At 68.8% G+C, this 7,265-nt stretch carries 4 protein-coding genes and 1 pseudogene; all 5 read right to left on the reverse strand.

Going from position 1 to position 7,265, the window contains the following annotated elements; all coding sequences use genetic code 11:
• Positions 1 to 143: pseudogene (locus VH969_RS05890) on the reverse strand (30S ribosomal protein S12); the annotation flags it as partial.
• A gap of 351 nt (positions 144 to 494) precedes the next feature.
• The gene (locus tag VH969_RS05895; protein ID WP_331971569.1) at positions 495 to 734 is read right to left on the reverse strand and encodes a hypothetical protein; all 240 of its coding nucleotides are present in this window, start codon (positions 732 to 734) and stop codon (positions 495 to 497) included.
• Between the two features lie 243 nt (positions 735 to 977).
• A complete protein-coding gene (locus VH969_RS05900) occupies positions 978 to 1,727 on the reverse strand; it encodes a D-Ala-D-Ala carboxypeptidase family metallohydrolase (protein WP_331971572.1) in 750 nt (249 codons plus the stop codon).
• 206 nt (positions 1,728 to 1,933) lie between these two features.
• Positions 1,934 to 5,833 (reverse strand): DNA-directed RNA polymerase subunit beta', encoded by a 3,900-nt coding sequence (locus VH969_RS05905; protein ID WP_331971575.1) that lies wholly within the window; start codon positions 5,831 to 5,833, stop codon positions 1,934 to 1,936.
• A gap of 39 nt (positions 5,834 to 5,872) precedes the next feature.
• On the reverse strand, positions 5,873 to 7,265 hold a 1,393-nt coding region (locus VH969_RS05910), incomplete at its 5' end, for a DNA-directed RNA polymerase subunit beta (RefSeq protein WP_527249147.1).

Consider the following 7,265-nt stretch of genomic DNA (forward strand, 5'->3'; position numbering starts at 1 on the left):
GCGGAGTTCGGCTTCTTCGGGGTGGTGGTGTACACGCGGGTGCACACGCCACGGCGCTGCGGGCTCCCCTTGAGCGCCGCAGTCTTCTGCTTGGCGACCTTGTCCTGGCGGCCCTTACGGACCAGCTGCTGGATCGTGGGCATGGACCGGCTTTCTCCTGGTGTACTGCTTACTGCTTAGGTCTTTGCTTCTCGTCCCGCTCCGTATCACGAGGTCGGGCGTGTCGCCCTTCCCCATAACGCCCGCGCAGGATTGAATCATCCCTACGAGGCTCGGAAGGAACTCCGCGGTTACTGCCGGGTGTCCGCTCTCGCGGACCTCCGCGCACAGGCACGCGGATCGACCCGACCTGGGCCGGGCGCGAGTACCAAAGATACCTGGCCGGTTTGAGAGGGTCAAAACCGGGGTCACCTGCGGCTCGAGCCACAGTCGTTTACCCCGCTCACACGGTTCCAACAGCTAGCGAGCGGCGTTCATTCCGGCTCGCTCGCCGGTCACGTCCCAGAGATGGTGTGTACCGGATCGTGTACGAGGTAGCGCGCGAGCGTCTCGATCGTGAAGTGGGCGCCGTCGCTGCGCGTTCCGGGCCGTGACCAGTCGCTGACCTGCTCGAACGCCGACGCGAGATGGCCGGCGGCCTCGGTCAGCTCCGCGGCCACCACGGCCGGGTCCTGCTCGAGCGGCGCCCACTTGTCCGGCCGCGGCCGCCGCGCCGCCGCGGGCTGCTCGGGCACGGCGGGCCAGCGGCCGCGTTGCGGCGCAGCAGGCCGGCGACGTCCTCGCGGGCGACCGTCCGGCTGTCGAACCCGCACTCCGGGCACGGGCGGTCCAGCACCCAGGTCCAGTCCTTGGTGTCCGGTGTGGTCGCCATGCGTACGAGCATCGCGGACGGGCGCGCGCGGCACCAGCGACGGTCGCTTGGTCGTCGATTCAGCGGGGCTGCGGAATCGCTCCCGGGCGTAGCGACGCCGTGCCGGTCAGATGCCGCAGTTGGGGGCGGACCAGAACTGGTCGGCGCGGTTGGCCACGTGGGTGTGGTCGTCGTGGTCGGGGTAGCCGGGGCCGAGGATCTCGTTGAAGCCGTGGTTGCGTGCCTGCTGCGCGAGGCCGCAGAAGCCCTGGGAACCGGCACCGAGGTCGACCGCGTCGCCGAAGAGGTGGCGGCTCGCCGCGGCGCCGCCCACCGCGTCGTTGCACGCCTTGCTGCGGAAGCCGCCGTTGACGACGATCGGCCGGTCGCCCATGGCGTGGCGCATGGCCTGCAGCTTCCACATGGAGACCAGCGCGTTGGCCTTCGCGGTGGCGGCGTCGACGTTGCCGCCGGACCAGTCGGAGTTGCAGTTGTTGAGCTCGTCGAAGGTGAAGTTGACCGGCGTGCAGTCGTCGTCGGAGAGCTCGTAGATCTTGTCGAAGGTCGACTGGTTGGCGGCGCCGTCCGCGGGCAGGCCGTAGGCCTCCTGGAAGCGGGTGACCGCGGCCTTGGTGGCGGGGCCGTACTGGCCGTCGAGGGCGAGGACGGCGCCGTAGCCCGGGTAGCCGGAGACGCGGATCTGGAGCTGGCGCACGTCGTCCCCGGCGGCGCCCTCGGCCAGCGGGCGGTCCCAGGTGAAGCAGGCGTCCGCGACCGCGGGCCCGTCGGCGTTGGCCGGCACCACCGTGACGGCGACCGTGACCGCGGCGGCCACCGCGGCGAGGAGGGCGAACAGGCGGACGAGACGCGACTTCATACGGATCCTCCGGCAAGTCGGATGATCCTCCGGAGGGTCGTCGCCGGCGATCACGCCGTCAACGAGTAACGGCGAAGTGACATATTTTGGTGGAACGTAACCGTCCGCACGGCTCACGACGATCGTCGCGAGCCCGGGACAGCGACGGGCCCCGGGAGCCGAAGCTCACCGGGGCCCGTCACCGCCCTATCTCTACACCCCTACGACTATCGGTAGTCCCGGCCGAAGTCGTAGTCGTCCAGCGGGACGGCCGCACCCGTGCCCGTGCCGAACACGTCCGGGGTGTAGTAGCCGTCGTCGTAGGACGGGATCGCGTAGGCCGCGACCCGCGCCTCCTCGGTCGGCTGCACCTGGATGTTGCGGTACTTGTTGATGCCGGTCCCCGCGGGGATCAGCTTGCCGATGATCACGTTCTCCTTCAGGCCCACGAGCTTGTCCGACCGGCCGTTGATGGCCGCGTCGGTGAGCACGCGGGTCGTCTCCTGGAAGGAGGCCGCCGACAGCCACGAGTCCGTGGCCAGCGACGCCTTCGTGATGCCCATCAGGACCGGGCGGCCGGAGGCCGGCTCGCCGCCGGCGGCGACGACGCGGCGGTTCTCCGCCTCGAACTCCGCCCGCTCGACCAGCGCACCGGGCAGGAACTCCGCGGCGCCGGAGTCCAGGATGGTCACCCGGCGCAGCATCTGCCGGACGATCACCTCGATGTGCTTGTCGTGGATGGACACACCCTGCGCCCGGTACACCTTCTGGACCTCGTCCACGAGGTGCAGCTGCGCCTCGCGCGGACCCATGACCCGCAGGACCTCGTGGGGGTCCGGCGTGCCCTCGAGCAGCTGCTGGCCGACCGACACGTGGTCGCCGTCGGACAGCGGGCCATCGGGGGTGACGGCGAGCCGCTGGCGCTTCGACAGCTTGTCGAAGACGATCTCCTCGCTGCCGTCGTCCGGGATCAGCGTGATCTTCCAGTACCGGTCGCCGTCCTCGATCCGCACCCGGCCGTCGACGTCGGCGATCGGCGCCTTGCCCTTCGGGATACGGGCCTCGAACAGCTCCTGCACACGCGGCAGACCGGTGGTGATGTCGTCTCCCGCGACACCGCCCTGGTGGAACGTACGCATCGTCAGCTGCGTACCCGGCTCACCGATCGACTGCGCGGCCACGATGCCGACCGCCTCGCCGACGTCGACCAGCTGGCCGGTCGCCATCGAGCGGCCGTAGCAGGTGGCACAGACACCCACCGCGGACTCACATGTGAGCACGCTGCGCACCTTGGCCTTGGTGACCCCGGAGCCGACGAGCGTCTCGATCGCCGGGTCGCCGAGGTCGTCGCCGCGGTTGAGCAGGACGTTGCCGTCCTTGTCGGTGATCTCCTCGGCCAGCGTGCGCGCGTAGACGCTGGTCTCCACGTGCTGGTCGCGCAGGACCGTCCCGTCCGGGCCGGCCTCGCCGATCTTCATGTTGATGCCGCGGGTGGTGCCGCAGTCGACCTCGCGGACGATGACGTCCTGCGACACGTCCACCAGACGCCGGGTGAGGTAACCCGAGTCGGCGGTCCGCAGCGCGGTGTCGGCCAGACCCTTGCGGGCGCCGTGCGTGGCGATGAAGTACTCCAGCACCGACAGACCCTCGCGGAAGTTGTGCTTGATCGGCCGCGGGATGTACTCGCCCTTCGGGTTGGACACCAGACCACGCATGCCGGCCAGCGACCGGACCTGGGTCATGTTGCCCGCCGCACCCGACTTCACGATCATCGGGATCGGGTTGTCGTCCGGGAAGTTCTCCTCCATGGCCTGGGCGACCTCTTCGGTCGCCTGGCCCCAGACCTTGACCAGCTCGTTGTTCCGCTCGGCGTGCGACAGCTGACCGCGCTGGTAGCGCTTCTCGACCGCGTCCGCCTTCTTCTCGTACTCGTCGAGGATCTCGGCCTTCTTCGCCGGCACGACCACGTCGGAGATCGCGATCGTGACGCCGGACCGGGTGGCCCAGAAGAAGCCCGCGTCCTTGAGCTTGTCGAGGGTGCGCGCCACGGTGACCATCGGGTACCGCTCGGCCAGGTCGTTCACGATCGCGGCCTGGCGCTTCTTCGGCATCGGCTCGTTCATGAACGGGTAGTCCTCGGGCAGCAGGTCGTTGAACAGCACCCGGCCCAGGGTCGTCTCCGCCAGCCACGTCGAGCCCGGCTCCCAGCCCTCCGGCTTGTCCGCCGACGCCGGCGCGCGGTCGGAGATGCGCACCTTGATCGGCGACTGCAGGTCGATGGCGTGGCGGTCGTGCGCCATGATCGCCTCGGCCGGCGAGGAGAACGCCAGCCCGGCGCCCAGCCCGTCCTCCTTGAGGCGGGTCAGGTGGAACAGACCGGTCACCATGTCCAGCCGCGGCATGGCCAGCGGGCGGCCGGACGCCGGCGACAGGATGTTGTTCGACGACAGCATCAGGATCCGCGCCTCGGCCTGCGCCTCGGCGGACAGCGGCAGGTGCACCGCCATCTGGTCACCGTCGAAGTCCGCGTTGAACGCCTCGCAGACCAGCGGGTGCAGCTGGATCGCCTTGCCCTCGACCAGCTGCGGCTCGAAGGCCTGGATGCCGAGGCGGTGCAGCGTCGGCGCGCGGTTGAGCATCACCGGGTGCTCGGTGATGACCTCTTCCAGCACGTCCCACACGGCCGGTCGCGCGCGCTCCACCATCCGCTTGGCGGACTTGATGTTCTGCGCGTGGTTGAGGTCGACCAGCCGCTTCATCACGAACGGCTTGAACAGCTCGAGCGCCATCGCCTTCGGCAGGCCGCACTGGTGCAGCTTGAGCTGCGGGCCGACCACGATGACCGACCGGCCGGAGTAGTCGACGCGCTTGCCCAGCAGGTTCTGGCGGAACCGGCCCTGCTTGCCCTTGAGCAGGTCGGACAGCGACTTCAGCGGCCGGTTGCCCGGGCCGGTGACCGGACGCCCGCGACGGCCGTTGTCGAACAGCGCGTCCACGGCCTCCTGCAGCATCCGCTTCTCGTTGTTGACGATGATCTCGGGGGCGCCGAGGTCGATCAGCCTCTTGAGGCGGTTGTTGCGGTTGATCACGCGGCGGTACAGGTCGTTCAGGTCGGAGGTGGCGAAGCGGCCACCGTCGAGCTGAACCATCGGCCGCAGGTCCGGCGGGATCACCGGGATGCAGTCGAGGACCATGCCCATCGGCGAGTTCTGCGTGGACGAGAACGCGGCCACGACCTTGAGCCGCTTGAGCGCACGGAGCTTCTTCTGCCCCTTGCCGTTGCGGATCGTGTCGCGCAGGTTCTCGGCCTCGGCCTCGACGTCGAAGTCGGCGGCCAGCTTCTGGATCGCCTCGGCGCCCATCGAGCCGGTGAAGTAGTCGCCGTAGCGGTCCACCAGCTCGCGGTAGAGCACCTCGTCCGCGATCAGCTGCTTGGGCTCGAGCTTGGTGAAGGTGCTCCAGATCTCCTCGAGCCGGTCCAGCTCGCGCTGGGCCCGGTCGCGGAGCTGGCGCATCTCGCGCTCGCCGCCCTCCTTGACCTTGCGGCGGACGTCGCTCTTGGCGCCCTCCTCCTCGAGCGACTTGAGGTCGGCCTCGAGCTTCTGCGCGCGGGCCTCGATGTCGGCGTCACGCCGGTTCTCGACGTGCTTGCGCTCGACGCCGATCTCGCTCTCGAGCGTGGCGAGCTCGTTGTGCCGCAGCTCGGTGTTCACGCTCGTGATCACGTACGCCGCGAAGTAGATGATCTTCTCGAGGTCCTTCGGGGCGAGGTCGAGCAGGTAGCCCAGCCGCGACGGCACGCCCTTGAAGTACCAGATGTGGGTGACGGGTGCGGCCAGCTCGATGTGGCCCATCCGCTCGCGGCGCACCTTCGCGCGCGTGACCTCGACGCCACAACGCTCACAGATGATGCCCTTGAAGCGGACGCGCTTGTACTTGCCGCAGTAGCACTCCCAGTCGCGGGTCGGGCCGAAGATCTTCTCGCAGAAGAGCCCGTCCTTCTCCGGCTTGAGGGTGCGGTAGTTGATGGTCTCGGGCTTCTTCACCTCACCGTAGGACCACTGGCGAATGTCGTCCGCGGTCGCGAGGCCGATGCGAAGCTCGTCGAAGAAGTTGACGTCAAGCAAGTCGGGTCTTCCCCTTATTTCGTAGCAGCCGAGGCAGGACTAGTTGACGACGTCGTCGACGGACGGCGACTCATTGCGGGACAGGTTGATGCCCAGGTTGGCGGCCGCGCGCTCAAGGTCCTCGTCGTCCCCGTCGCGCATCTCGATCGCGGCACCGTCGCTGGAGAGGACCTCCACGTTCAGGCACAGCGACTGCAGCTCCTTGAGCAACACCTTGAACGACTCCGGAATGCCCGGCTCCGGGATGTTCTCGCCCTTGACGATGGCCTCGTAGACCTTCACCCGGCCGAGCACGTCGTCGGACTTGATCGTCAGCAGCTCCTGCAGCGTGTACGCCGCGCCGTAGGCCTGCATCGCCCAGCACTCCATCTCACCGAAGCGCTGACCACCGAACTGCGCCTTACCACCGAGCGGCTGCTGGGTGATCATCGAGTACGGACCGGTCGACCGGGCGTGGATCTTGTCGTCCACCAGGTGGTGCAGCTTCAGGATGTACATGTAGCCGACCGCCACCGGGAACGGGAACGGCTCGCCGGAGCGCCCGTCGAGCAGCACCGCCTTGCCGTCCTCGCCGACCATCCGCTCGCCGTCCCGGTTGGGGAGCGTCGAGCCGAGCAGGCCGGTGATCTCGTCCTCCTTGGCACCGTCGAACACCGGGGTCGCGGTGTGCGTGCCGGGGGCCACGTCGTAGAGCTCCTCGGGGAGCTTCGACGCCCACTCGGGGCCGCCCTCGATCTTCCAGCCCTGCGACGCCAGCCAGCCGAGGTGCAGCTCGAGCACCTGGCCGATGTTCATCCGCCGGGGCACACCGTGGGTGTTCAGCACGACGTCGACCGGGGTGCCGTCCGGGAGGAACGGCATGTCCTCGGCGGGCAGCACCTTGCCGATGACGCCCTTGTTGCCGTGCCGGCCGGCGAGCTTGTCGCCGTCCTGGATCTTGCGCTTCTGGGCCACGTACACCCGGACCAGCTCGTTGACGCCCGGGGGCAGCTCGTCCTCGTCCTCGCGGGAGAACACCCGGATGCCGATGACCTTGCCGGTCTCGCCGTGCGGCACCTTCAGCGAGGTGTCGCGCACCTCGCGCGCCTTCTCGCCGAAGATCGCGCGGAGCAGGCGCTCCTCGGGCGTCAGCTCGGTCTCGCCCTTCGGCGTGACCTTGCCGACCAGGATGTCGCCGTCGCCGACCTCCGCACCGATGCGGATGATGCCGCGCTCGTCGAGGTCGGCGAGGACCTCCTCGGAGACGTTCGGGATGTCCCGGGTGATCTCCTCGGCGCCGAGCTTGGTGTCCCGGGCGTCGATCTCGTGCTCCTCGATGTGGATCGAGGTGAGCACGTCGTCCTGGATGAGCCGCTGCGAGATGACGATGGCGTCCTCGTAGTTGTGGCCCTCCCACGGCATGATCGCCACGAGCAGGTTCTTGCCGAGCGCC

Source organism: Actinophytocola sp. (assembly GCF_036555685.1).
GTDB lineage: Bacteria > Actinomycetota > Actinomycetes > Mycobacteriales > Pseudonocardiaceae > Actinophytocola.